Source organism: Rhodoferax sp., from assembly GCF_012927445.1.
Classification (GTDB): Bacteria; Pseudomonadota; Gammaproteobacteria; order Burkholderiales; family Burkholderiaceae_C; genus Rhodoferax.
The window spans coordinates 425,764-449,367 of sequence record NZ_JABBPD010000008.1 but is presented as its reverse complement, the minus strand read 5'-3'; the positions used below and the strand labels follow the sequence as shown (position 1 = coordinate 449,367).

Genomic DNA, 23,604 nt, shown 5'->3' with positions numbered 1-23,604 from the left:
TGCGAGACAGTCCCAAGACTACAAAGTAGATCCGTTCTGTCTCTCACTCATTAACAAAAATTAAGCTTTGGCCTTGACGTAGCGGCCGGGGGCGGCTTCGATGGCTTTGTATTTGCCTTTGCCATAGCTCTTGGGCGCAGGAATCTGTTTGCCAGCTTGCGCGGCAAGCCAGCTGGACCAGTCGGTCCACCAGCTACCGGTGTGCTCGGTTGCGCCCGCCAGCCATTCGGCATGGGTTTTGGGAAACTTGCCGTCTTCGCGCAGCCAGTGGCTGCGCTTGTTCTTGGCCGGTGGGTTGATGACGCCCGCAATGTGACCGGAAGCCCCCATCACGAAGCGTTTTTTACCGGGCAAGAACTGGGTCGAGGCGTAGGCGCCGCCAATCGGGACAATATGGTCTTCACGCGAGCCATAGATATAGACCGGGATGTCGACGTTGCCCAAATCAACCTTTTCGCCACAGACAACGGCAGCACCGGGCTTGACCAGCTTGTTTTCCAGGTAGGTGTTGCGCAGATACCAGGCATAAAAAGGGCCGGCCAGATTGGTGGAATCGCTGTTCCAGTACAACAGGTCAAACGGGGGCGGTGTTTCGCCCTTGAGGTAGTTGCCCACCACATAGTTCCAGACCAGGTCGTTGGGCCGCAAGAAACTGAAGGTGGAAGAAAGGTCTTGCCCCTTCATCAAACCGCCCTTGCCCATTTCTTTTTCCCGGTACTTCACAAAGCCTTCATCGATGAAGAGATCCAGAATACCGGTGTCACTGAAATCAAGCATCGAGGTGAGCAAGGTGGCACTGGCCACCGGCTTTTCACCCCGCGCCGCCAGCACCGCCAGCGCAGTGCCCAAGATGGTGCCACCGACACAGAAGCCCAAGGCATTAATGCTCTTGGCGCCCGTGATCTCTTGCGTGACAGCTATCGCTTTAATAGCAGCATCTTCGACGTAGTCGTCCCAGGTTTTTTGGGCCAATGAAGCGTCCGGATTGCGCCAGCTCACCACAAAGGTACGGTTGCCTTGCGCTACGGCGTAGCGAATCAGCGAGTTTTCTGGTTGCAGGTCCAGGATATAGAACTTGTTGATGTTCGGCGGAATGAGCAGAAAAGGCTTTTCAAACACCGTGGCCGTCAGTGGCTTGTATTCGATCAGCTGGAACAACTCGTTCTCGAACACCACAGCGCCTTCGGTGGTGGCGACATTTTTGCCGACTTCAAACACGCTTTCGTCGGTCATGGAGACATGGCCCTGGCGCATGTCGTGGAGCAGGTTTTGCAGGCCTTTGGCAATACTTTCGCCTTTGGTGTCGATCGCCTTCTTTTGCGCCTCGGCATTGAACGCCATGAAGTTGCTGGGCGCGCTCGCCGCTGTTAATTGTTCCACCGCGAAACGAATACGGGCCCGGGTTTTTTCATCCGTTTCCACGGCATCGGCCATGCCCATCATGGTGCGGGCGTTGAGCAGGTAGGCGGCGGCCGAAAAAGCGGAAATCGGATTGGCGCCCCAGGCTTCAGCGGCAAAGCGCTTGTCGGCGGGCGGCGGTGTGCCCTGCACGTCCTTCGTCCAGAGTCCGGCGGCATCCTTGAGGTATTGCTGCTGCAACTCCTGCAGGCGCTCTTGTGAAAAGTGGATCGCGGGCGGCTGGGCGGCGGGGGCGGCCCCATCGGCATCCGCTTTGCCCAGATCCATGTTCTGGAATGACTGAAAGGCTTTGCTCCAGCCCTCAGTCAAAGATTGTTGAAATTGCTGGGCCGACTGCGCCCAAAATTCGGGAGAATCCTGTGTCATGTTGTGTCCTCAAAATATCTACTTATTGGTATAAGCCGTAGTATCTAGGCCTACCCCTTCCAAAAACTGACATTTTTTCAAACGTCAACTAACTTAGTTATCCATGTACATCGTACCCATTGCCTGGTTATATGTTGCCCTCATGATGGCCGTCGCCGAAGCCACCAACTCAAATGGCACAGTGCTGGGTGCGGTTATTACCTTTTTACTTTATGGTTTGGGCCCCGTGGCCCTGGTGGTTTACCTGATGGGCTCGCCGGCCCGACGCCGCGCGATCAAGGCCAAAGAAGCAGCGGAGTGGGCGGCGGCTCATTCAGTCGCGCCAGATGCAGGCCGCCATGCGGCCGCTGACGTGATCGCGCCGGTAGGAAAAGAACCGTGACGGCTGACTGACAGTGCACCAGGCGCGACTGCCATCGTTGCCGAAAATTTGGGTTACCCCCAAAGCGGCTAAGCGCAAACGCGCCAGGCCCTGCAGGTCTGCCAGCCACTTGCCGCTGGCTTGGGACGTGAACAGGGTCAAGGCGGCCGGGTCATGCGCCACAAATGCATCGCGCACCTCGTCGCCAACTTCAAACGATTCCGGGCCAATGCAAGGTCCCAGCCACGCTATTATTTCAGCAGCACTCTGCGCAGGTTCGACGGTCGCTAGCGCATCAAAACTCTCAAATATTTGCTCAAGAATACCCTGACCACCCAGCCCCACCAAGCCACGCCAGCCGGCGTGCGCCGCCGCCACCCAGCTCCCCTGCACGTTGGTGAGCAGGACGGGCAGGCAATCGGCCACCATGATGGTGCAGGCCACGCGAGGCTGATCGGTGAGGCAGCCATCCGCCGGCGTGCCCTGCGCGGTGCTGCCCGAAAGCCGCACCACCTGGGTGTCATGCACCTGCGTTAAAAAAACGGGGTGTACCCCTATCGCCTGCCGGAGAATGGCGCGATTGGCCGCCACAGCCTCCGGTCGATCGCCCACATGGTCGCCCAGGTTGAGTGAGTCATAAGGTGCCACCGAGGTGCCGCCGGCACGCGTGGTACACACCGCATGCACATGCGCTGGCGCTGGCCATTGGGGAACAAGCCAGTCGGGGTTCACAGTCAGGCCTCGCTTCGCTTCATGGTCCGGACCATTAGCTGGCTAAGTCCTCTATCCCGTGCGATGCGCAACGGCAACGCGGGAGAAGAACGAAAGTAGTTAGCAAGCTTCATGAACGAAGAAGACATCAATAAGTGCTATTTAGACGGTTATTGCAAGCTTCTAGCAGCAATCATGGCGGACTGATCCGCCATGACGGCCACTCATTAATAACCCGCTGGACGCACATGCACCTTGTCATACGCCGCCAGCAGCTTGTGGTGCATTTCGCAGCCGTTCAGCATCAGCCCAGGCGCGGTAAGTCCCATGAAGCGATCAGTTTGCATGATGAGCGCCCGGGCCTGCGTCACCGCGCCCGCGCCGTAAAGCTGGCGCAAGGAGTCGAGGTAAGGACCGGTGTCACCCATGTCGGCCAGGTTGATCAGGCTTTCAATGCACGCGTACACCGCACGCCGCTGGGGGTTGAGCTGATCAAAGTGCTTGACCCAGTCACAGCCTTCCAGCGTGGCGGCTTCATCACCGACGGCCAGCGCCAGCAAGGTTTTGAGTTCGCCTACGCGCAGGTCGCTCCAGAACGAACCGGCATCGGCCGCCAGGCCAATAACCGCCGCCACCGGGCGTTGGTCGGCCAGACCAGATTCATTCAGCGCCTCCAGAAGTTGAGAGCACTCTTCGTCGTCCAGATCGGGCAGGTTCAGAATGGCTTCGCGCAGGTCGTTGCCCACGCTGTTGTTCTCGAACTCAAGGTCGTCAACCGGGTAAATCTCGGACATGCCGGGCACCAGAACGCGGCAGGCATAGACGCCGAGATGGGTGAAGTCGGCAATGTAGATTTCTCGCCCTTCGCGGTGAATGCGATCGACAGCCCAGGCGTAGTCTTCGGCGGTGCTGGTGCTGAAGTTCCAATCGCAAAACTCGTAGTCGGGTGTATTGCCCAGGAATTTCCAGTGAATAACACCGCTCGAATCAACAAAATGGATTTCGATATTGGGCGAGCTGGCCACTTCTTCCAGATCAAATCCGGGCACCGGAAAACCGGCCAGTGAGTCCAGCGCACGGCCCTGCAACAGTTCGGTCAAAGCCCGCTCCAGCGCAATTTCAAAGCGCGGGTGCGCGCCAAAGCTGGCAAAGCAACCCTGGTCTTCGGGGTGCAACAGCGTCACGTTCATGACCGGGTACTGGCCACCCAAAGAGGCGTCCTTCACCAAAATGCCGAATCCGGCGGCACGCAAAGCCTTGATACCGGCCGCAATGCGCGGAAAGCGGGCGATGACCGCTTCAGGCACATCAGGCAAACAGATGCCTTCGCTGATGATGCGGCCCTTGATGTGCCGCTCAAAGATTTCCGACAAGGCCTGCGTGCGCGCCTCGGCCTGGGTGTTGCCGGCGGACATGCCGTTACTCACATACAGGTTGCCAATGATGTTGACCGGAAAATAGGTGGTGACGCCATCCCGCTCCCGCACATAGGGAATGGCGCAAATACCCCGCTCGGCGTTGCCGGAGTTGAACTCAACCAGGCTGCTGGCGTCAATGCTTCCTTCCGGGTTGTAAAACTTGTGCAAACCGGGGTTCAACAAATCGACCGGCCAACTGCCATCTTCTGCCGGCGCAAACCAGCGCTCCTGCGGGTAATGCACATGGTGCCGATCGGCCACCTTGGGGCCCAGGTAGTAGTGCGTCCAGAAATAATTGGTGGAGAGGCGTTCAAAAAACTCGCCCAAGGCACTGGCCAGACAGGCCAGCCGGGTGGCGCCCTTGCCATTGGTAAACAAGAGCGGGCAATCACGGTCCCGAATATGCACCGACCAGATGCCGTCGACCGGGTTCAGCCAGGAACGCTCCTCAATATGAAAACCGAGTGCCTGCAGCTTGGCTTGCATGGTCTTGATGGTGGATTCGAGCGAGGCATCTTTGCCAGGAATAAAGTTTTCAGTTTGCATGGATGACAGCATACCGCACACCCCAGATCGAGGAACAAGAGCAGCGCCAAAATAGACAAAACCGGCAGTTGCATGAAGCAAGCTGCCGGTTCCGGGGGGCCATCGCTGTGGATGGCTCAGGTCATCAGAGTGCCCTGGCCACCGACTCCAGCGGCCGCTTTTCCAGTGTCCACTGGTGCATCGAACCGTCATACAGCCGGGTCTGCTTGTTGCCCAGAATCTCGGACAAAACAAACCAGTTGCCAGCTGCCAGATGCCCACTGTTGCAATAGGTAATGGCAGCCGCTTGCGGGTCAATGCCACTGGCCTTGTAAATATCGCGGTAGGTGGCCGCTGACAACAGGCGCGCGGCGTCGCCCGCCTCGGTGACCAGCAAGTCCGACGACACATTTTTGGCGCCCGACAGATGTCCGTAGCCAAACACGTAATCGCGCTTGCTCAAGCCCAGGTACTGCGACGTGTTGCGGGCGTCCACCAGTTGGGACGACTTGCTGGCGATGGCTTTTTCGACATCGTCCGACGTGGCCAGCATCTCGCTGCGCTCGGATTTGCCGACCCAGTTACCGTCAACCGTCTTGCTCGCGGCGACTGTGACTTCACGTCCTTCCGCCAGCCAAGCCGCGGTACCACCATTGACCAAGGCAATATTGTCTTCCCCATACACCTTGAACTGCCAGTACAGACGGGCTGCGTCGTTCATGTCGGTAGCATCTTGACCGGCTGCCACGATGATGATGGGGCGGCCAGCTTGCACACCCCACTTGCGCGCCATTTTTTCGAACTCAGCGCGCTCGGGCAGCATGTACTTGACCTTCAAGGTACCAAACGTGCGCTCAACCCGGGTGGTGCGGGGGTCCACCAAGGACGCCTCTGCAATGTGCCCGCCCAACTCGACCAGCACCTTTTTGCCGGTCTTCTTGTCGGTCTCATATTGAGGTGCCAGCAAAAAAGACTTCTGGTTGGGTCGAATGTCCAGCACCTGCACCTCGGCCTTGTTTTTGACCAGCCAGTCGCCGTCCACCACGGGACCGGGCACTTGCAGGGCACAGGCCCATTGCGTCAGCCCCAACAGGGCAACCCCGGTCATGTATTGAATTTTCTGTTTCATCTTGCACTCCTTCTGTTGTAATAAATAAGCCGACTAGAAACTTGCGCCCTGCAGCTGCAAGGCATCTGCCGGCCAGTGGATGGGACTCTCACTCCACACCGCCACACGGCGATCCGCCCAGGCCGCCTGACGGCTGATTTGGTGTTGCTCGCAATAGCGCGTCATGGCTTCATCGCGCGCCTGCAACATGTCGCGCAAGGGAGCGGCATAGACCCGGACCAGGTCGGTCAGCCACAGCGCCACACCCGACAAGGGTCCGCGCAAGCGCAACTGGATGTCGTTCAGCCCTGGCACCAACTGGCGCGCGGACATCCAGCGCTCCCCCGTCACCCACTGGTTGGTGGCAAACCAGGTCAAAGGCAAACCACGCGCATCCAGCGACAGGCCCGCCAGATGCGACAAGCGCCCTGCCGGATCGCGCCGGAACAGGTGAATATGGCCGTGCTCCAGTGCATGCCGCGTATCACCCGCGTCATGCGCGTGAAAGTAAAACTGCCAGTGACCGGTGCGGTCCATCACGTCGTTGGCCGGGTAGTGCTGCCAGGCCTCAAACCGGGCGCTGCGCCCGGTGAACGGGTGCAGCATGGAACGCCCGCGACGCGCCAAACACAACTGACGCTGCAGTGCGGACTTGGCGGCCTCTTGCCTGGCAACTTCGGCAACCATCACGCGTTAACCTATTTGGTTTTCCCGGCGCAGGGGTTGTCACTGTTGCGCTTGCGGCCCGCGCCCGCGCAGGGGTTGGCGTCGTCTTTGGCCGCACGCTTGCGCATGCCAGCGCACGGGTTGCCGGCACAGGGATTGCCGGCTTTGGCAGCCCGCTTTTTGGCGGCGCACGGATTACCGGCGGCACACGGGGCCGACGCGGCTGGGGTCGGCGCATCCGCCGCGATGGCCACGGTGGCCACCGGCACGGTCAGCAAAGCCATGGCCAAGGCTGATACCAGCGAGCCCAACTGGGTGCGAGAATTTTTCATGATCAAACTCCGTTAAAAATTAATTGAAAAATGGGGTGGGGACAAACCAGCGTCAGACCAGTCCGCGCTGGCGCGCCCGGCGCTCAAACCAGCCGCCTAAATAAAACACGCCGATGGCCGCCGCCACCAGCACCGCCAGCACCAGCCATTCCGGCACCCCCAGCGCGTCCGGCAGACGATCGCCCGCCGTGAATTCACCAGCGGTGGTGAGTTGGTCTAGCCAGGGGAACAGGCGGGCGAACGCAAAGGTGCCGATGAACAGGCCGGCGAAAAACACCAGCGCATCAAAGCGTCCGGTCATCAAGCCGACGGCGGAAGTGCCCGGGCAATAGCCTCCGATGGCAAAACCGGCACCAATCAGAACGCCGCCAGCCACAACAGCCCAGAGATAGGGTGCGGGTACGTAGATCGCGTCGGCTTTCACCCAGCCGGCCAACTCCAAAAAGTAAATGCCGACAGCGGCAAAAACGATCGCCGTGAACATGACCTTGAACACCGACCAGTCGGTCAGGCGAAACTGCGCCGTCAACTTGCATCCGCTGCCAAAGCCGGCACGCTCCAGCACAAAACCAAAACCAAAGCCGAGCAACAGACCCGACACTGGACCACTTAGCGCCAACAATGCCGTCATTTCACACCTCCGCCGGTCACACGTGACACGATCAAACCGGCGGCAAAAAACGCACCGAGAAACACAAAACCGGCAACACCCAGAACGGCGGAGCCCGACAGACCAAGACCACTGGTACAACCCGCCGCAATACGCGCGCCAAAACCAGCCAGCACACCGCCGACCAGCGCCTTCAACAAGCGCGTGCTACGCCCCGACGACAAAGCCCCTTCCACCCGCCACCGAACCCGGTGCGCCAACAAGGCGGACACCAACGCGCCAGCAAAGACACCCAGCACCTGCCACGTGATCCAGGACGAAAGCACCGGGCCGCCCTCCAGCATTGGACCAAGATAGTCATTGCCCTGCGTCCAGTTCGGCGCCACCGCATCACCCAGCCAGGCACTCAGGCGCGTGGTAAAACCGGTGGCCCCCAAGCCATGCCCCGTCACCACAAAGGTTAACAACAGCACCAGCCCCAAGGCCAGTCCAGCCAGCCACGCGGGCCAATAAGGCCGCTCCGGTATTTCACACGCATCGGAAATCTGCATTGGTTCTCCTGAATTTTGACGAAGGCATCAGCTTAATTTCATAAATAAGCAATTAATGCTATTTAAATCTGCAAAGCCTGTCAATCGGTGAAACCCGGACTGCCGTTAGACTTGCCCGCCAGCCCACCACCAACGACTTACCGGAGACTTTTATGATCCTCGAACTTGCCGACTTCCGCATCCACCCTGGCCAGAATGCCGCTTTTGAAGAAGCCATCCAACGCGGTTTGAAAACCGTGATCCATGGCGCCAAAGGGTTTCAGGGCTACAAGGTCAACCGGGGCATTGAAAATGCGGAGCGCTACATTCTGCAAATCTTCTGGGACACGCTGGAAGACCACACGGTGGGCTTTCGCGAATCGCCTGCGTTTGCCGAATGGCGTGCCATCGTGGGACCGTTTTTTGCAGGCGCCCCGGTGGTCGAGCACTTTGAACTGGTGGCAAAGTCAGCCTGAACTGAATTTGTCCCACTTTTTGCAAGAAAGTCGTCCATGCACTACGTTTTTAATCCCGCTCCCACCGTGTCTGTGCCCATCGTCGGCACGACTGCGCGTTTTCCGGTTCACCGCATCTACTGTGTGGGGCGCAACTACGAAGAACACGCCAAAGAAATGGGCTTTACCGGCCGCGAGCCGCCCTTCTTTTTCCTGAAACCGACCGATGCACTGGTCGTGGTCAACGCGGGCGCGACCGGCACCCTGCCCTACCCCAGCCTCACCCAGAACCTGCACCATGAAATCGAACTGGTGGTGGCGATTGGCAGCGGCGGTAAAAACATCAAGGCGGCCGACGCCCACAAGCACATTTTTGGTTATGCCGTCGGTCTGGACATGACGCGCCGCGACCTGCAAAACGAGATGAAAAAACAGGGCCGCCCCTGGTGCATCGGCAAGGCGTTTGACCAATCGGCCCCGATCGGCCCCATCACCCCGACCGCCGCCGCTGGCGACATCGCCACCGCCGAAATTGACCTGCAGGTGAACGGCCAGGAGCGCCAGCACAGCCAGGTGTCCAAACTGATCTGGAACATGGCCGAGACCATTGAACACCTGTCGGCAGCCTGGGAACTCCAGCCCGGCGATTTGATCTATACCGGCACGCCAGCGGGCGTGGCCGCAGTCGTGCCGGGCGACACCTTGCGGGGTAGCGTGACCGGGCTGGAGACCCTCCAGATCGCCGTCAAGTAAGGCCGCATTACACTGCTTTTATGTTTCGCACCCCCATCAAACACTGCAAAAACTGCGGCACGGCCGTGATTTACCGGATCCCGGACGATGGCGACACCAAGGAGCGCGCCATCTGCGAGGCCTGCAGCACCATCCACTATGAAAACCCGCTCAACGTGGTCGGCACCGTGCCGCATTGGGGCGATAAAGTCCTGCTGTGCAAACGCAACATTGAGCCGCGTTGGGGCAAGTGGACGCTGCCAGCCGGTTTCATGGAACTGAATGAAACGGTGGCCGAAGGCGCGGCCCGCGAAACGCTGGAAGAATCGGGCGCCCAGTTCGAAATGGAAGGTTTTTTCACGCTGGTCAACGTCGCCCGCGTTGGGCAAGTGCACATGTTTTACCGGGCCAAGCTGCTGAGCGACATCTTCGCCCCCGGCTTTGAGACCATCGAGGCCCGGCTGTTTACCGAAGACGAAATTCCCTGGGAAGAAATTGCGTTCAGAACCGTCAAGGAAACGCTGGAACGCTACTTTGCAGACCGCCGCGCCGGCCACTTCTCGATTCATGCCATTGATATCCTCTGACGTGCGGGAACGTGTTGAACTGTGGGTTTACCGCATCGGCGGCTTCCTGCTGATCAATGTCATCGATGACCCGGCCTGGCTGGCGCTGATGTTTTGCTAACCCGTTCTGCCACGCCCGATGCTGCCCTGCTACGTTCTGCTTGACCTGGAAACCACCGGCGGCAACCCGGTGCTTGACCGTATCACCGAAATTGCGGCCGTGCGCATGGAAGGCGGACGGGAGGTGGACCGCTGGAGCACGCTGGTCAATCCCGGCACACCGATTTCGTCCTTCATCCAGAACCTGACCGGCATCAGCAATGTCATGGTGCGGGAGGCGCCGGGCTTTGAAACCGTCGCCCCGCGCTTGCTGGCGATGCTGAAAGATGCCGTGCTGGTGGCCCATAACGTGCGTTTTGACCACGGCTTTCTGCTCAATGAATTTGCCCGCATCGACGTTACGCTGCGCGCCAAAACGCTGTGCACGGTACGCCTGTCGCGCCTGCTCTATCCACAGCACCGCAGCCACGGTCTGGACGCCATCATGCAACGCCACGGCCTCACCACCAGCGCCCGGCATCGCGCCATGGGCGATGTCGACATGGTGCTGGCCTGGCTCGTCATCGCTGCCAGCGAGCTGGGCGCCGAACAGATCAGCCGCCAGGCGCTCACCCTGCTGCAAGGCAGCGCCGCCCTGCCGCCGCAACTGGAAACCCATGTGGGGGATATCCCCGAAACTGCGGGCGTCTACCTGTTTTATGGCGAAGGCCCGCTGCCCTTGTACATCGGCAAAAGTATCAAGCTGCGCAGCCGGGTGATGGCGCATTTTCAGGCAGCCAGCCGGCAAGCGCGCGAGATGCGCATTGCCCAGGAGATTCGGCGCATTGAATGGATTGAAACCGCGGGCGAACTCGGCGCCCTGCTGCTGGAGGCCCGGCTGGTCAAAGAGCAGCAACCCGTCTACAACCGCCAGTTGCGCCGCGAACGCACCCTGTGCGCCTGGCGGCTGAGCGACAACCCTCTGGCCAACCCCTTGCTCAGTCTGGTGCGCGGTGATGAGTTGCAGCCGCGGGAATTTGGCCAGCTGTATGGTATTTACCGCTCCAAAAATCAGGCGATATCCAGCCTGCGTGAACTGGCCGACACCCACAGCCTGTGCCTGCAGGCGCTGGGACTGGAGTCCGGCAAAGGCCGCTGCTTTGCCCACCAAATAAGCCGCTGCCAAGGCGTGTGCTGCGGCGCCGAGAAGCCTGAACGGCACCACCTGCGGCTGCAACTGGCGCTCAGCGCACAAAAGCTGCAACTGTGGCCCCATCCGGGTAAAGTGGGTTTGCGCGAACACAACCCGCAGACCGGCCGCACCGACATTCACGTCTTCGACCAATGGTGCCATCTGGCCACCGTGCATGACGAGGCCGAACTGGCCGAGGCGCTGAGCAGCAGTCGCCCTCTGGCGTTTGATCTGGACACCTACCGCTTGCTGCTCAAACACCTCCCGTCGCCGGGCAAGTCCGGCCCGGCGCTGCTCCACTTCGCCGCGGCCCCCATTGATGACTTGGTCGAGTACGCGCCCTGAATTGGGCTTAGGGGTTTAACCCCGCCCCACGACAGCAGCCGCGGGCGCAGCGACATAATTGGCCACCATGTCGAAAAACGCCATTGCCCTGATTGAACCGCCCCACGACCTGCGCCACAAAGTCGGCGACGCCATCCTGAACCTGGTGCTGCACGTCCCCGCCTCCAGCGAAAGTCCCGTTGAACGAGCCCCAGGACGGGCCCGCGCCATTGGCCGCACGGCCGCCCGACAAGCCAGCCTGATGGCCGGTTCACTGGCCTTGCCGCCGGGTTTTCTGGGCTGGCTGACGATCCTGCCGGAACTGGTGGGGGTGTGGAAACTGCAGGCGCAAATGGTCGCCGACATCGCGGCGGTCTATGGCAAGAGCGCGTCCCTGAGTCGCGAGCAAATGATCTATTGCCTGTTCAAGCACGTCTCGGCGCAGCTTTTTCGCGATGTGGTGGTGCGCGTCGGCGAGCGCTTTGTGATTCAGCAGGCGTCGCTGGCGTTTATTCAGTCGGCAGCGCGAACGCTGGGCGTCAAAGTCACGCAAAACATCATCGGCAAGGGTGTTTCCCGCTTCGTTCCCCTGATCGGTGCCGTCGGCGTCGGCGCCTACGCCTACTTTGACACCACCCAGGTTGCGAAAACAGCCATTGAGCTGTTCTCCAAAGACATCATCCTGGATTTAAAAGAAGATTAGGCCTCCAGCCCCCGTCCCCTATGCGCAATCAGCTATTAAATAAATAGCGAATCAGTCATCCCGCAGCTTGACGTCCTTAGGCTCCACATCGATCACATTCGAATCGTCGCGCTGGGCTGGACGACCCGCCCCCGGCGCGCGGTAAAAGCGGTTCCACATCGCCTGCCGGTTGACCTGAAACGTCCACGGCCGCACCGGCTGTCCCGTCAAACGGGCCCACAGCGCCTGCACCAGCCAGACCGCCAGCAGCAGCATGCCGGCCACCACCAGACTGGCCATGAAAATCAGCCCGGCGACCAACAACACGGCCCGAAAAATCAGGCCAAAAATCGTTCTCATCATCTGGTTCAACATTGAACTCCTTTATTCACAGTTAACTGCGGCCCCTTGCCGGAAATGCAAGACCGTTCAAACCGCCAGCGCCACGCCCGCGACCCGGCGCGACAGCGCATAAGGCGGCAAACCCTGCAGCATGCGCCGTCCAAACGACAGACGCAACAGGCGCCGGTCGTAACAAATCACGGTGGCGTGGTCTTCTTCGGTGCGAATGGCGCGGCCCGTCCACTGCAACAGCTTGATGCCCGTGGCCGGCACCACCAGTTCCGAAAACGGATCACGCCCGACGCTCTTGAGCCACTCCGAACGCGCCTCCTCCACCGGATCGGACGGCGGGCTGAACGGCAGCTTGCCGATAAACACCGTTTCGCACAGCTTGCCGGGCAAGTCCAGCCCCTCACCAAACGACTGCAGCCCAAAAATGACCGACGGCAACCCGGCCTCCACCCGCGCCTGATGGGTCGCCAGCAAGCGCCCGCGTGCCATTTGGCCCTGCACCAACACCACCTCTTGCAAGGTACTGGTCAGTGCGTCCACCGCCGCCTTCATCTGCACGCGCGAGGTGAACAGGACCAAGGCACCATGTTCGACCTGGCTTAAATCGGCCAATAACTCGCCCACCATCTCACGGGTGTAGGCCTCGGCGTTCTTCGGGTCGGCCTCGGTCTCCACCACGATCAGCTGGCCCTGGGTGCTGTAATTGAAGGGACTTTCGACCTCCAGCGTTGACACATTGGGGTTATTGACCAGCCCGGCTTCTTTCAGGAAATAGTCGAAACTGCCGCAACTGGTGAGCGAGGCCGAGGTCACCACCGCACCGCGCACCTGGCTCCACAGGCATTGGCGCAGCAGGTCGCCCGGCACGATCGGGCAGGCGTGGGCCGTCAAAAAGACCAGACCGGAACTGGTATCGGACTTGAGCCACTTGGCCAGCGGTTGCGGGCCGTGTTCCAGCAGCAGGCCGCTGGTGTCCACCACGCTGCCGAGTTTGGGGGCCAACTGACCCAGTTTGGCGTACAGCAGCGAACAGCTCACCGCTTGCGACGGGTCTTCTTTGGCCAGCAGTTTCACCTCGGCGCCCAGCGCTTCCAGCGCTTTCGACAAGCCGGCAGCATGGCCCTGAATCAGGGTGATGGGGTCGGTGAACTCAGCGGGCAGCACGCCGTTCTTGAAGCGATAGACACCGTCATAGCCGGTGGCGTTCACGTTGAGCAAATCCATCACCATGCGGCCGACGTCAAACAGCGCGGTTTTGAGCTGCTGCGCCAGCGTGTTCACATCCTGCGCCAGTTCGACGTGAATTTTTCCACTGACCTCGTGCAAGGTTTTGGGCAGTTTATCGAGCCAGCGCAGGCTGGACAAATCCATGCTGCTGGAGAACTGGTCCAACGCCACGGCGGGCAGGTGATGGCCTTCGTCAAACACCACCAGGCAGTTGTCCAGCTCGGGCAGCGCCTTGCGCCCCAAGGAGGCCAGCACCAGATCGTGGTTGGCCACGATCACCTGGGCCTCGGCCAGCTTGGTGCGGGCGTTGTAGTAACTGCAGTCGCGAAAACGCGGGCAGTGCCGGGCGGTGCAGGTGTGGCGCTCCGCCGCCACCGCCGACCAGTCGCGTGACTCTGGCTGCTCGGCCAGGTTGTCGCGGTCGCCGTCCCATTTGCCGCTCGCCAGCGCCGTCGCCAACGAGTCATACAGTTTCATACGGCGCTCTTCCGGGTCCTCGCCCTGCAGTTGTTTGGCATAGGCGTTGCGTGGTGGCGGCTGGTCCTCATCGGGCTCAAACAGGTCGTCGCTCGCCTCGTCCCCGCCGAGACCCACCAGGCGCTCCAGCTTGAGTTTGCACACATAACGGCCCCGGCCCTTGGCCAGAGCAAAAACAAAAGGGGTTTCCAGCACGGCGGCCAGCGCCGGCAAGTCCTTGGTCATCAGCTGCTCTTGCAGAGCGACGGTGGCGGTGGACACAACCACCCGGGTTTTCAGCGCCAGCGCCATCGCCACGGTGGTCGACAGGTAAGCCGCCGACTTGCCGACACCGGTGCCGGCCTGAATGACGGTGATGGCCTTGCCGGGGTTGGGGTGCTCGCCCAGGTTCACGCCCGATAAAGCGCTGGCAATGCGCTGCGCCATATCATGCTGGCCCGGGCGGGAACGAAAGCCCGAGGTGGCATTCACCACGCGCTCAAAGGCGGCCAGCGACAGCTTAGCCAGAACGTCAGAGCTCAAGAGAAATACCCATTGTGTTGATTGGTTGGTTTGATCTGCATAGCCTCTATTACACCGCCTTAATGTCACGGGCGCGATGCAGGCGGTCGCGCTCCCCGCGCGTCCATCCTGCCCGTCGGGATGCGGGCGGGTGCCGGCAACTGGCGTCAGAACAGAAATTAATGACAAATCAGCCGCCAGCCCCCGTCTTATCTGCGCAAGCAGCTATGACATAGATAGCAAATAACGGCGGGCGCCATCGACCGCTGGCGCCCGCCCACACCGGGCAAGTTGAAGCGCGCCTCGATCAGACGTCTTTTTTATCCGCATGGCGGGCCAGCCAGTCGCCGCCCATTTGCACAATCTGCACCAGCACCACCAAGGCCACCACCGTGACCACCATCACGTCGGTCTGGTAGCGGTAGTAGCCAAAGCGGATGGCGAGATCACCGACGCCACCGCCAATACGGAAAAACAGAAGACATCGCTACCAACGCACGTTGAAACAAACGTACAATAATTTCATCGTAAATAGAAGTCTTTTATTATGAAACCCAATCCAGGCGGCATTCTTCAGCTCGATGACATCGTGGGGCGCGACACAGTCGTTGCTTACTTGCAGTCAGCGCTTGATCAACAAAGTATTTTGATCGTGGCAGAGCGACGAACCGGCAAAACCCACGTCCTGGAAAAATTCAAAGCCACTGCGCCAGACAACTGGGCTGTTATCAAACGGGACATTGGTGGCATTCGCAGTGCTTCGGAGTTTGTGCATTACGTCATGGCCGATCTTTACCCGCATCTCGAAGCCAAAACCAATTTCAGGAACTGGTTGCAGAGTACGGTGGAGCAGTTAGGTGGCACACAAATTGGTCCCCTCAAATTGCCGAATTTTGCAACCAAGCAATGGAAGCAAATGCTGGGCGATGCCATTGCGCATCTTGACGAAAACAACGCCATCGAACGGGTTGTTTTTTTGTGGGACGAACTGCCCTGGATGTTGGAAATCATCGCCAAGACCAACCCGCAAGAAGCCATGGAATTGCTCGACACCTTGCGCGCCCTGCGCCAGCAGCATGCCAACAAGCTGCGCATGGTGTTCACGGGTTCATTGGGCTTGCACCATATCGTGCGCAGACTCAAGGAGCAGGGCTACAACAACACGCCCGTGAACGACATGCTGTCGATCGAAGTGGAACCGCTGGCACTCCCCGATGCGGCGGGGCTGTTAGAGCGCCTTTTCATCGACAACAACTTGATAGCTGCAACGCAAGACATTTTTGAAGAAACCGCCAAATCGCTGGACTGCATCCCGTTTTACATTCATCACGTCGTCTCAGCGCTGCTTAAAAACCCGGCGTCACTCCAACAGCCCATTGACATGCAAACGGTGAGCGCGGTGATAGAACACGGCATTCATTCCAGCGACAACCCCTGGGATGTGCAGCATTATGAAGATCGCACCTCGGATTACTACGGCAATCAGCGTGCCGAGTGTCTGGCCCTGCTGGATGCGGTGGCCTCATGCACCGGCACCCTGTCTATCGCCGACGCCATCAGGCGGGCCAAGGCGGCCTACCCCCTGATTGAGCAGCAACAGTGGATAGAACTGTCGCGTCTGCTGGAGCGCGACCATTATTTTCTGCGCCATGCCAATGGCGAAATTGGCTTCAAGTTCACCGTCGTCAAGCGTTGGTGGGTGTGGCATCGCAGCCTGGCGATGGGTCAGACGGGAGCAGCCGTATGAGCACCGAGTCACGCACGAACGCAACCGAGTCAACGCTGGCGGGCAAGGCCCTCTACTTGTCGCATTTCACCCCCAGCTTGATGGCGCCGGAAACCCTGGAAGCCATGCTTGTGCAACGCGAACCCGTCCTTGCACGCTGCCTGGACAACGTGATGGACAGTCTGCGCACAGGCAGCAGCCACCACACCCTGTTTGTCGGCCCCCGGGGTATCGGCAAAACCCACCTGATCTCCTTGCTCCACCACCGCTTGACACAAACCCCAGAGGCCCAGGACAAAGCCCTGATTGCCTGGATGCGCGAAGAAGAATGGGGTGTGACGAGTTTCTTTGAACTGGTGCTGCGCATCCTGCGCACACTGGACGCCAGCTACCCCGAGTTGGAAATTGAAGCGCGCACCACGCCCCTGTACGAGTTAAGCCTCAAAGAAGCGGAAAAGCTGGCGGAGTCCATTTTGCTAGACGTATTGGGCACAAAACGCCTCCTTGTGTTGCTGGAAAACCTGGATGATCTGTTTGACCAACTCGGTGACCAGGGCCAGAAAGCCTGGCGCGCCTTCATTCAGAACCACAACAACATGGTGCTGGTCTGCACCACGCCGTCCCTGTTTGCGGGCGTGAGCTTGCACAAATCCGCCTTCTACGGGTTCTTTGACATTGAGCCGCTTAAGGAACTGGGGTTTGAGGATGTGGTCAACCTGTTGGGCAAAATTGCCGTGGAGCGGGGTGATGAAAGTCTGGCCGCCTTCATTGAAACGCCCGAGGGCCGGGCCCGCATTCGCGCCGTCCATCACCTCGCCGAAGGCAACCCGCGTATCTACATCATCTTTGCCCAATTTTTAAGCAAGGAAGCGCTGGACGAACTGGTGCCCGCTTTCATGCACACGCTCGATGAGTTGACGCCCTACTACCAGGCACGCATGAAAGAGCTGTCGGGCCAGCAACGCAAGATCGTGGAGTACCTGGTGAACTACCGGGGCGCGGCGCCGGTTAAACTGATTGCCAAGTCGTGCTTCATCACACACCAGACTTGCTCCAGCCAACTCAAGCAGCTCAAAGACAAACGCTACGTGCGCTCCATCGAGCAGGGACGGGAAAGCTATTACGAACTCTGCGAGCCCCTCATGCGCCTGTGCATGGAGGTGAAGAAGCAACGCGGCGGGCCGGTCAACTTGTTCGTGGAGATTTTGCGCATTTGGTACACCGAGGATGAATTACAGGCTTGGCTGAGCCATTCCGAACCATTTCGCCGTATTGATGTGCGCTATATCGAGAAAGCGCTATCGCTGGTACGAGAAAGCAATACAGACCCCAAAGTCCAGGCTACCGAAAAGGATTTGCTGGCAGCTATCGCTCACGGCAGCATTGAAGAGATCATTGGCCTAATGGATGAGTTGGATGCAATTGGTGGCGATGCCACATTAGCGCGGGTTGAGTTGGGAATTCGAGTTTTGCAGTCTGCCAACGAATCTGAGCTACTAACAGACGAAAACTTAGCTCATAAGCTCACCACATCCTTTGGTCACGCAATCTCCAAGATCAAATTTAACAAACGTCATGCAGTTGCTTTCGCTGCCGCGTTAATAGCTTGTGGTAGCAAGCTCTATTCGATTAATCCCAAAGAAGGAAAAAGATTACTTCCGCTGGTGGTTGAAGCTTTGGCAGCATATCGGGCGCATGTATTTGCAGGCCTACTGCTCGCGTTCCCCGAAGAGGATGATAGTCAGGCACGAAAACTCGAGTGGATGGAATACTTTTTTAAGGCATATATTGGACGAAATAATAGCCGTCAAACTAAAAAAACTCTCGGTGCCTTCTCTCGAATGTTCGATGCCTATGAGCTCCTTAATAAAGACCCAAATAGCAAAGCTTTGTTAGCTCTTCCATCCGAAGAACGCAGACTGATTGAAAAATTCCTCTTTCGAAAAGCCGAAGTTGATTCACCTCCATGAAAATCAACCACATCATTAACTCACTCCACAACAACGCCGCATTGCCTTCGGCCACCGTGGAATTGACGGTGATGGCTTGCGCAGCGCAGAAGCGATCCAGGCTTGCTATTGATTCAGTGACCGCCGTGTTAGCCTATTTTTATATAAAAACAGACTCCAGACCTCGTCCACATTGCGTAAGAAGCTATTAATTAAGTAGCAAAACTCAACCCACAGCAGGCCTTGCGCTGCGGCGCGCCGCAGACGCACCGTTCTGCTGAATCACACGTCTTTTTTGTCCGCATGGCGGGCCAGCCAGTCGCCCCCCATTTGCACAATCTGCACCAGCACCACCAGGGCGACCACCGTTACCACCATCACGTCGGTCTGGTAGCGGTAGTAGCCAAAGCGGATGGCCAGATCGCCGACGCCACCGCCGCCCACAATGCCGGCCATGGCCGAGAAGCCAATCAGGCTGATCAGCGTCACGGTGAAACCGCGCAGAAAACCGGGCAAGGCTTCGGGAAACAGCACGGTGCAGATGATGCGCAGCGGGCTGGCGCCGAAGGCCTGCGACGCTTCGATGATGCCGGGGTCAACCTCGCACAACGAGGCTTCAACCATGCGGGCGTAGAAGACGATGGCCGCCAGCGACAGCGGCACCGACGCCGCCGTCGGGCCGATGGTGGTACCGAGCACCCACTGGGTCAGCGGCAGCAGCAACACCAGCAGGATGACGAACGGCACCGAGCGCACCAGATTGACCAGAAAGTTACCGGCAACATTGGCAAAGCGGTTGGCCCAGAACAGCTTGCGGCTGGTGACATGCAGCAAGAAACCCAGCGGCAGGCCAATGACAATGGCCAGCACGCTGGCGATGCCGACCATCAGGAAGGTTTCGCCAAAGGCGGTGACCAGATCGGTACCCAGGGATGACCAGTCAATGAGCATGGAGAACCTCTACTTGCGTTGCGTTGTCGCGGATAAATTGCACGGCAGCAGCGATGCGTGCCGCTGCAGGTGTGGCGTAGGGCGCGGCCAGCTCTGGCGGCACGACCTCGGCCGGCAAGTCGGCCAGCCGCACCACCAGCAAACCGACGGCGCGGCTGCCGATGTATTCGATCTTGCCGTGCAGGATATTGACCGACACGCCAAAGCGGATCGAGGTGGCAGAAAGCACCGAATCCTCGGCCTTGTCCCCCAGAAACAGCACTTTCAGCACGGTCCCAGGAATGTTCTCGATCAGGTGTTCCGGAATGTCAAGGTTGAAGGTATGCGCCACCAGCTGGCGGGTGAAGTCCGCCTGCGGCGTGGCAAAAATATCGAACGCATCGCCCTGCTCCACCACCCGGCCGCCCGCCATGACGGCGACCCGGCTGCAAATTTTCTTGATCACGCTCATTTCGTGCGAGATCAGCACGATGGTGATGCCGAGGCGCACATTGATCTCTTTGAGCAGCTCCAGAATCGCCGCCGAGGTGTCCAGGTCCAGCGCCGAAGTCGGCTCGTCGCACAGCAACACCGCGGGATGGTTGGCCACGGCGCGGGCGATGCCGACGCGCTGTTTCTGGCCGCCGGACAGTTGCGAGGGATAAGCCTGGGCTTTGTCCTCCAGCCCGACCAGCTTCAGGATTTCCGGCACCCGCTGCTGGATTTCCGCTTCACTCTTGCCCGCCACGCGCAAGGCGAAGGCGGCGTTGTCGAACACCGTGCGGTTGTGCATCAGGTTGAAGTGCTGAAAGATCATGCCGATCTTGTGCCGCTCCAACCGCAAGGCGCTGCCGGTCAGGTCGGTAATGTCCTCGCCGTCCACCAGCACCCGGCCCGCATTCGGGCGCTCCAGCAGGTTGATGGTGCGCAGCAGCGTGCTCTTGCCGGCGCCGCTGGTGCCGACAATGCCGAACACCTCGCCGCGTCGAATATGCAGCGAGACCTGGTCGACGGCCTTGATCGCCTTCGCCTGCTGGCCGCGCAGCTCGAAATCGACGGAAATATTGTCTAGTTTGATCATCTTGCCTGGGATAAAAAGCGCAAAAAACAAAACGGACCGGGCGTCAAGCCTGATCCGTCTGCGGGGTGGCTTACAGCAGTTTATTTCTTGACTGCTTTGGCGGCCTTGGCGCCAGCGCTGGCTTTGGCCGCTTTCGCTTTCATCCACTCCGGCTTCTGGAATTCCTTGAAGATATGTTTGGGATCATCGACCGCGGCCAGGAACTCGGGCGATTCGATCACTTGCTTGATGTCCTGCACAAAAGGCTTGTCGAGGTCAGCCGTTTTCACCGCGACCAGGTTCTTGATGTTCTCGTCCAGCTCTTCCAGCTTGAGCGCGCTCGCCAGGCTGAGGCCCGCCGCAATGGCAAAGTTGCCATTGACCACCGAGGCGGCAGCGCTGTCGAGCGTGCGTGGCAGTTGCGCCGCTTCCAGCGGTTTGAACACCAGTCCGCGCGGGTTCTGCTCGATGTCCTTTTCCGACGCCTGAACCGGGTCGATGTCCTTCTTGAAGGTCAGCAAACCCTCCTTGGCCAGGAGGCGCAGGGCGCGTGCCAAGTTGGTCGGGTCATTGGCCAGGGTCACGATGTCGCCCTTCTTCAACTGGTCGAGCGACTTGATCTTGTGCGAGTAGATGCCCAGACCGGCGGTCGGCACATTGATCACCGGCGACAGTTTGAGGCCCTTGTCGGCCGAGAACTTGTCCAGGTACAGGCGGTGCTGGAACAGATTGGCGTCGATGCTGTTGTTGGCCAGTGCCAGATTGGGCTGGACGTAATCGCTGAATTCCTTGACCACGACTTTGTAGCCCTTCTTTTCCAGTCCAGGCTGGATGGCGGTCTTGATCAGGTCGCCATAAGGGCCGGGGGCGACGCCAAAAACAATGGTCTTGGGCGTGATCTGCGCCGAGGCCGCGACGACGCCAAGGCCCAAGGCGATGACGGCAAGTGAGCGGGCAGCCGCTGAGACAAGAGGTTGGAAGCGCATGACGGGTTTTCTCCAATAGACAGATAAGGGCACGATGGTAGGGGTTGCGTCGTCTTTCCCCAACGAATTTATAGCTATTTGCATATGCCTCAGCCCCAGACACCGGTTCTGCGGTCTTCCACCCGCTTGGCCTTGTGCGTGGCGCGCGGCAGGGCGTCGGGCGGCAGGATGCGCACCGTGGCGGTCGCCCCGGTGACCGATTTCAGATGGCCATTGAAACGGGCCGCCAGTTCCTCGTCATGGCCGGCAAAGGTGTTGGAGCGCTCGACCTCCACCGTCAGCACGTCCAGGTGATTCACCCGCTCCACGATCAGCTTGTACTCGCCGGAAAAATCATGGTCCTTGCGCGCGATGGATTCGACATCGCTGGGAAACAGATTGACGCCCTTGATGATGAGCATGTCGTCCAGCCGTCCGTGCACGCCCTTCAGCCGAATCGAGGTGCGCCCGCAGTTGCAGGGCGCGGAGGTGAAGGTGACGATGTCGCCGGTCCGAAAACGGATCATCGGCCGCGCCGTTTTTTTCAGCGTGGTCAACACCATCTCACCGCGCTCGCCCTCGGGCACCGGTTCACTGGTCTTGGGGTCCAGCACTTCCACCAGGATGTGGTCCTCGGCCCAGTGCAGCCCGTCTTTTTCCTCGCACATGCCGGCGCAGGAGCCAAAGATGTCGGACAGGCCGTAGTAGTCATAGACCTCGGCGCCCCACAAGGCCTCGATGCGCTGACGGGTTTCCGGGATCGAGCCACCCGGTTCGCCGGCGACAAAAATGCGTTTGATGTTGAGGTCTTTTTTCGGGTCAATGCCTTGCTTGACCGCCGTCTCCCCCAGATACCAGGCGTAAGACGGTGTGGTCCAGATGGCCGTGGCCTGAAACTGACTGATGATGGTGAGCAGGCGCTCGGACGGCACGGTGCCGGCGTGGATCGACAGGGCCCCCACTTTCTGGGCACCCAGCACGCAGGGGCCGCCGACAAAGAGCGAAAAGTTCAGCGAATGGCAATAGCGGTCTTCCGGGCGCAGGCCGGAGGACCAGAACTGGCGCGCTTCGTAGTCCATCCAGTCTTCAAAGTCTTGTGCCGTGAACGGGGATGCGGTCGGCACGCCGGTGGAGCCGCTGGAGGCCGAGATATAGACAATGTCGCGCTCGGGCACGGCGACCAGATCACCAAACGGCAGGACGGCCAGTTGGCGCTCGCGCAGGATTTGCTTGTCGATGAAGGAGAAGCGCCGGATATCGTCCAGGCTCTTGACCTGATCGGGGTGCACGCCGGCCGCGTCAAAACTGGCGCGGTAATAAGGCGAATTCTGGTAAGCGTGCGCCAGGTGTTCCTGCAGCAGGCGCAGCTTCAAGGCGTCCCACGCGGCGCGGGGTTGGGTTTCAAGCGCCTCGTCCCAGTATTTCTGGTCACTGGGCGGGCTATGACGTTGGACGGGGCTCATGGCGATGCTCGCGGTTCGGTTGGTGTTGATTGACGGGCTTGCAGGGCAAACCACAGATAAGAATTGTCATGCCTGGCCCGCCCGCCAGAACGATGCTTTTGTTATTAGCTTATTTGCAGCCGAGCCATCGGCGCTCACGAACAGCCCATAATTTGCTATTATATTAATAGCATATAGCGCAGGAATGGCGGCGGCTAGCGGCATATTTTGTTACAAATATTCCACCATGAAAGCGCCCAACCCGTTGCGCCGAGCCCTACACTGATTTTCAAATTTCGATCCATCGAAATGACCGGAAGGAAATACATATGCGTTTTTATCGTACCGTGCGCTCAGTGCTGGCCACCACCGCCATTGCCTTTACCCTGGCCGGCTGCAGCGTGCTACAACCCAACGCCCACCTGGCGGCATTCAGTACCCAGATGACCGGCATGAACCAGGTGCCACCCGTGGCCACCCCGGCGACCGGCCACGTGGATGCCGTGCTGGACAAGAAAACCAGACTGTTGCGCTGGAAGCTGTCCTATACCGGCTTGAGCGGCCCCGCCACCGCCATCCACTTTCATGGCCCGGCTCTCATTGGCCTCAACTCAAAAGTCGCTTTGCCGATGACTGGCGCGGTCAACAGCCCGCTGGAAGGCAAGGCGACGCTGACGCCGGCGCAAGTGGAAGACCTGCTGGCGGGCACGTGGTACGTCAATGTCCACACCGCCGCCCATCCGGACGGGGAGATCCGGGGACAGATCATTTTGCGGGAGTAACGCAATGAATAACTTGAGAACCAGCGCCAGCCCTGGTTTTTGAGCCCCGGCGGCATTTGTCATAACGCCGTCACGAAACTGCTCTATCGTTGGCAGGCTGTGTAAAGTCCCGCCAAAGCCGCCCGCTTGCCATCAAGCAGCGATGATTGGGGGAC

General features: G+C 59.4%; 23 protein-coding genes and 1 pseudogene. 9 read left to right on the top strand and 15 right to left on the bottom strand.

Annotation, left to right across the window (positions count from 1 at the left end):
* Nucleotides 1–60: 60 nt before the first annotated feature.
* A complete protein-coding gene (gene phaC, locus HHJ17_RS17650; RefSeq protein ID WP_296501854.1) occupies nt 61–1,785 on the bottom strand; it encodes a class I poly(R)-hydroxyalkanoic acid synthase in 1,725 nt (574 codons plus the stop codon).
* A gap of 103 nt (nt 1,786–1,888) precedes the next feature.
* Here phaC and HHJ17_RS17645 point away from each other — a divergent pair, with 103 nt between their 5' ends.
* Complete coding sequence (locus HHJ17_RS17645) at nt 1,889–2,167, top strand: hypothetical protein (protein WP_296501853.1); 279 nt, start codon at nt 1,889–1,891, stop codon at nt 2,165–2,167.
* Here the strand turns inward: HHJ17_RS17645 and pgeF are convergent.
* From pgeF to HHJ17_RS17610, 7 genes are all read right to left on the bottom strand, one after another.
* Nucleotides 2,099–2,878 (bottom strand): peptidoglycan editing factor PgeF, encoded by a 780-nt coding sequence (gene pgeF, locus HHJ17_RS17640; protein WP_296501852.1) that lies wholly within the window; start codon nt 2,876–2,878, stop codon nt 2,099–2,101. The genes HHJ17_RS17645 and pgeF overlap by 69 nt on opposite strands.
* 206 nt (nt 2,879–3,084) lie before the next feature.
* Nucleotides 3,085–4,821 (bottom strand): 30S ribosomal protein S12 methylthiotransferase accessory factor YcaO, encoded by a 1,737-nt coding sequence (gene ycaO / locus HHJ17_RS17635; protein WP_296501851.1) that lies wholly within the window; start codon nt 4,819–4,821, stop codon nt 3,085–3,087.
* Nucleotides 4,822–4,945: 124 nt separating this feature from the next.
* Nucleotides 4,946–5,929 (bottom strand): rhodanese-like domain-containing protein, encoded by a 984-nt coding sequence (locus tag HHJ17_RS17630; RefSeq protein WP_296501850.1) that lies wholly within the window; start codon nt 5,927–5,929, stop codon nt 4,946–4,948.
* Nucleotides 5,930–5,962: 33 nt separating this feature from the next.
* Complete coding sequence (locus HHJ17_RS17625; RefSeq protein WP_296506697.1) at nt 5,963–6,598, bottom strand: hypothetical protein; 636 nt, start codon at nt 6,596–6,598, stop codon at nt 5,963–5,965.
* A gap of 8 nt (nt 6,599–6,606) precedes the next feature.
* Entirely contained in the window at nt 6,607–6,906 is a 300-nt protein-coding gene (locus HHJ17_RS17620) for a hypothetical protein (RefSeq protein WP_296501848.1), read from the bottom strand.
* A gap of 52 nt (nt 6,907–6,958) precedes the next feature.
* Nucleotides 6,959–7,537 (bottom strand): YeeE/YedE thiosulfate transporter family protein, encoded by a 579-nt coding sequence (locus HHJ17_RS17615; protein WP_296501847.1) that lies wholly within the window; start codon nt 7,535–7,537, stop codon nt 6,959–6,961.
* Nucleotides 7,534–8,067, bottom strand: coding sequence for a YeeE/YedE thiosulfate transporter family protein (locus HHJ17_RS17610; RefSeq protein ID WP_296501846.1), 534 nt, complete (start codon nt 8,065–8,067; stop codon nt 7,534–7,536). The genes HHJ17_RS17615 and HHJ17_RS17610 overlap by 4 nt, the downstream gene beginning before the upstream one ends.
* Nucleotides 8,068–8,219: 152 nt before the next feature.
* Here HHJ17_RS17610 and HHJ17_RS17605 point away from each other — a divergent pair, with 152 nt between their 5' ends.
* From HHJ17_RS17605 to HHJ17_RS17585, 5 genes are all read left to right on the top strand, one after another.
* Nucleotides 8,220–8,522 (top strand): antibiotic biosynthesis monooxygenase, encoded by a 303-nt coding sequence (locus tag HHJ17_RS17605; RefSeq protein ID WP_296501845.1) that lies wholly within the window; start codon nt 8,220–8,222, stop codon nt 8,520–8,522.
* A gap of 36 nt (nt 8,523–8,558) precedes the next feature.
* Nucleotides 8,559–9,254 (top strand): fumarylacetoacetate hydrolase family protein, encoded by a 696-nt coding sequence (locus HHJ17_RS17600; protein ID WP_296501844.1) that lies wholly within the window; start codon nt 8,559–8,561, stop codon nt 9,252–9,254.
* Nucleotides 9,255–9,274: 20 nt separating this feature from the next.
* Complete coding sequence (locus HHJ17_RS17595) at nt 9,275–9,820, top strand: NUDIX hydrolase (RefSeq protein WP_296501843.1); 546 nt, start codon at nt 9,275–9,277, stop codon at nt 9,818–9,820.
* A gap of 118 nt (nt 9,821–9,938) precedes the next feature.
* On the top strand, nt 9,939–11,375 hold the full coding sequence (locus HHJ17_RS17590) for a 3'-5' exonuclease family protein (RefSeq protein ID WP_296501842.1): 1,437 nt from the start codon (nt 9,939–9,941) through the stop codon (nt 11,373–11,375).
* A 67-nt stretch (nt 11,376–11,442) separates the two neighbouring features.
* Nucleotides 11,443–12,057 carry an EcsC family protein gene (locus HHJ17_RS17585; RefSeq protein WP_296501841.1) on the top strand — a complete coding sequence of 205 codons (615 nt, stop codon included), beginning with the start codon at nt 11,443–11,445 and terminating at the stop codon, nt 12,055–12,057.
* Between the two features lie 51 nt (nt 12,058–12,108).
* On the opposite strand, the gene HHJ17_RS17580 is transcribed toward HHJ17_RS17585, so the two are convergent.
* The 3 genes and pseudogenes from HHJ17_RS17580 to HHJ17_RS17570 all read right to left on the bottom strand — a co-directional run.
* Complete coding sequence (locus HHJ17_RS17580; protein WP_296501840.1) at nt 12,109–12,411, bottom strand: hypothetical protein; 303 nt, start codon at nt 12,409–12,411, stop codon at nt 12,109–12,111.
* Between the two features lie 54 nt (nt 12,412–12,465).
* Nucleotides 12,466–14,616, bottom strand: a complete 2,151-nt coding sequence (gene dinG, locus HHJ17_RS17575) for an ATP-dependent DNA helicase DinG (protein ID WP_296501839.1) — start codon at nt 14,614–14,616, stop codon at nt 12,466–12,468.
* A 286-nt stretch (nt 14,617–14,902) separates the two neighbouring features.
* Nucleotides 14,903–15,058: pseudogene (locus HHJ17_RS17570) on the bottom strand (ABC transporter permease); the annotation flags it as partial.
* Between the two features lie 84 nt (nt 15,059–15,142).
* Here HHJ17_RS17570 and HHJ17_RS17565 point away from each other — a divergent pair.
* Together HHJ17_RS17565 and HHJ17_RS17560 are read left to right on the top strand one after the other, a co-directional pair.
* A complete protein-coding gene (locus HHJ17_RS17565; protein WP_296501838.1) occupies nt 15,143–16,342 on the top strand; it encodes an AAA family ATPase in 1,200 nt (399 codons plus the stop codon).
* Nucleotides 16,343–16,575: 233 nt separating this feature from the next.
* Complete coding sequence (locus HHJ17_RS17560; protein WP_366557560.1) at nt 16,576–18,291, top strand: winged helix-turn-helix domain-containing protein; 1,716 nt, start codon at nt 16,576–16,578, stop codon at nt 18,289–18,291.
* A 261-nt stretch (nt 18,292–18,552) separates the two neighbouring features.
* Here HHJ17_RS17560 and HHJ17_RS17555 read toward each other — a convergent pair whose 3' ends face one another.
* The 4 genes from HHJ17_RS17555 to HHJ17_RS17540 all read right to left on the bottom strand — a co-directional run bounded on the left by HHJ17_RS17555 (nt 18,553) and on the right by HHJ17_RS17540 (nt 22,688).
* The gene (locus tag HHJ17_RS17555) at nt 18,553–19,221 is read right to left on the bottom strand and encodes a methionine ABC transporter permease (protein ID WP_296501836.1); all 669 of its coding nucleotides are present in this window, start codon (nt 19,219–19,221) and stop codon (nt 18,553–18,555) included.
* Entirely contained in the window at nt 19,211–20,281 is a 1,071-nt protein-coding gene (locus tag HHJ17_RS17550) for an ATP-binding cassette domain-containing protein (RefSeq protein ID WP_296501835.1), read from the bottom strand. The genes HHJ17_RS17555 and HHJ17_RS17550 overlap by 11 nt, the downstream gene beginning before the upstream one ends.
* A gap of 80 nt (nt 20,282–20,361) precedes the next feature.
* Nucleotides 20,362–21,246: a MetQ/NlpA family ABC transporter substrate-binding protein gene (locus HHJ17_RS17545; protein ID WP_296501834.1), complete on the bottom strand. Its 885-nt coding sequence runs from the start codon at nt 21,244–21,246 to the stop codon at nt 20,362–20,364.
* Nucleotides 21,247–21,335: 89 nt separating this feature from the next.
* A complete protein-coding gene (locus HHJ17_RS17540) occupies nt 21,336–22,688 on the bottom strand; it encodes a phenylacetate--CoA ligase family protein (protein WP_296501833.1) in 1,353 nt (450 codons plus the stop codon).
* A 308-nt stretch (nt 22,689–22,996) separates the two neighbouring features.
* Between HHJ17_RS17540 and HHJ17_RS17535 the strand changes: the two genes are divergently transcribed.
* On the top strand, nt 22,997–23,449 hold the full coding sequence (locus HHJ17_RS17535; protein WP_296501832.1) for a CHRD domain-containing protein: 453 nt from the start codon (nt 22,997–22,999) through the stop codon (nt 23,447–23,449).
* Nucleotides 23,450–23,604 lie beyond the last annotated feature (155 nt).